The organism is Pseudomonas sp. (genome assembly GCF_049590575.1).
In the GTDB taxonomy this organism is placed as follows: domain Bacteria; phylum Pseudomonadota; class Gammaproteobacteria; order Pseudomonadales; family Pseudomonadaceae; genus Aquipseudomonas.
Map to the genome: position 1 here is coordinate 1 of NZ_JBAWDE010000334.1, position 1,863 is coordinate 1,863.

Genomic DNA, 1,863 nt, shown 5'->3' on the forward strand with positions numbered 1-1,863 from the left:
CGCCGACCCCGCGGCCTTCCGCCGCCTGCTGGCCCAGGCCCCCGCGTTGCGCCTGGTGCACTGCTACGGGCCGACGGAAACCACCACCTACGCCACCACCCATGAAGTGCGTGCGCTCGCCGATAACGCCGAGAACGTGCCGATCGGCAGGCCGATTTCCAACACCCAGGTCCATGTGCTGGATGCGCAGTTGCAGCCGGTGCCGCTGGGCGTCACCGGTGAAATCTGCATCGGTGGCGACGGCGTGGCCAAGGGGTATTTGAACCGGCCTGAGCTGACCGCTGAAAAGTTCGTGCAAGACCCGTGCAACCCTGAGGCCTTGATGTACCGCACCGGCGACATTGGGCGCTGGACGGCGGACGGCTTGCTGGAGTGCATCGGGCGCAATGATGACCAAGTGAAAATCCGTGGTTTCCGCATCGAGTTGGGTGAGATCGAAGCGCGCCTGGCGACCTGTGCCGGGGTCCAGGACGTGGTGGTGCTGGCGCGTGAAGATGCGCCGGGGGACAAGCGCCTAGTGGCCTATTTCACCGGGCTCGCCGAGGTGACCGACGTACGCGCCCATCTGCACGCGCAAGTGCCCGACTACATGCTGCCGTCGGCCTTTGTGCCGCTGGCGCAGTTGCCGCTGAACGCCAACGGCAAAGTCGACCGCAAGGCCTTGCCGGCACCCACCACGGACGCGTTGATCAGCCGCGCCTTCGAAGCCCCGGTGGACGCCCTGGAGCAGACCCTGGCGCAGCTCTGGGCCGAGGTGTTGAAGCTTGAGCAGGTCGGTCGGCATGACAGTTTCTTTGAGCTGGGCGGGCATTCATTGTTGGCGATTCGACTGGTCAGCCTGATGGACGAGGCCGGGTTGCAGGTGTCCCTGGCCGAGCTGTTCCAGCACGTCAGCGTGGCTTGCGTCGCCGCCATGCTGCGCCTGCGCACGGAGCAACCGGTGCGTGACACGGCGGTGATCACAGTGCGCAGCAGCGGCACGCAAGCGCCGTTGTTCCTGGTTCACGAATTCAGTGGCATGGACGTGTATTTCCCGGCGCTGGGCCAGCACCTGCCGGGTGACTATCCGATCTACGGCCTGCCGGGCATGGCGCTCGGCAAGGCTCACCTACAGACCATGGAAGGCCTGGCTGCACGCATGGTCGGCCTGATTCGCGGCCTTCAGCCTCACGGGCCGTACCGGATCGCGGGCTGGTCGTTTGGCGGCGTGCTGGCCTATGAAGTGGCCATGCAACTGCTCGGGCTGGATGAGCCGGTGGCATTCCTCGGTTTGATCGACAGCTACGTGCCGCGCATGACCGACCAGGGCAAAGCGCGCTGGAGCGGGCCGGACGCGCTCAAGCAGCATTTGCTGTTGCAATGCACGGCGTATTGGAAAGCACAGGGAGGTGTACATGAGCTGGCGAGCCTGGAGCAATTGGCGGCAGTTATTGGACAGCTGGACTTTGCGGGCCTGCTGCAACGCTGTCGCGATCAAGGTTTGCTATACGCGCAAATGGCGGCGGCGGCGGACGCGGACCTCTTGAGTTTTATCGAGCGTGAAGTCGGGCACGGCCATGCGCTGGCGCATTACAGCCTGTTCCCGCTACCGATACCGGTGCACCTGTTCAGCGCCCAGCAGCGGCCCACCGAGTTATCGCGGCGCAGTGTGTCGTTGGGTTGGGAAGACGCGTTGGCGCCGGGGCAATTGCGCCAGGTCGAGGTGCCGGGGGATCACCAGAGCATGATGCAGGCGCCGCATATCCAGGCGCTGGGCCGTGCCATGAGCGAGGCCTTGGTGGCGGCTTTGCCGGCCAGGCAGGCGGCGCATCAGCCGTTGCTGCGCATTCAAAGTGGCCGCGCGGGGCACGCGCCGGTGTTCTG

At 65.5% G+C, this 1,863-nt stretch carries 1 protein-coding gene; it reads left to right on the forward strand.

Annotated features, from left to right (window positions below):
• Positions 1–1,863 (forward strand): thioesterase domain-containing protein (locus WBR57_RS23265; RefSeq protein WP_424087028.1); only part of this gene is annotated, 1,863 nt, incomplete at both ends.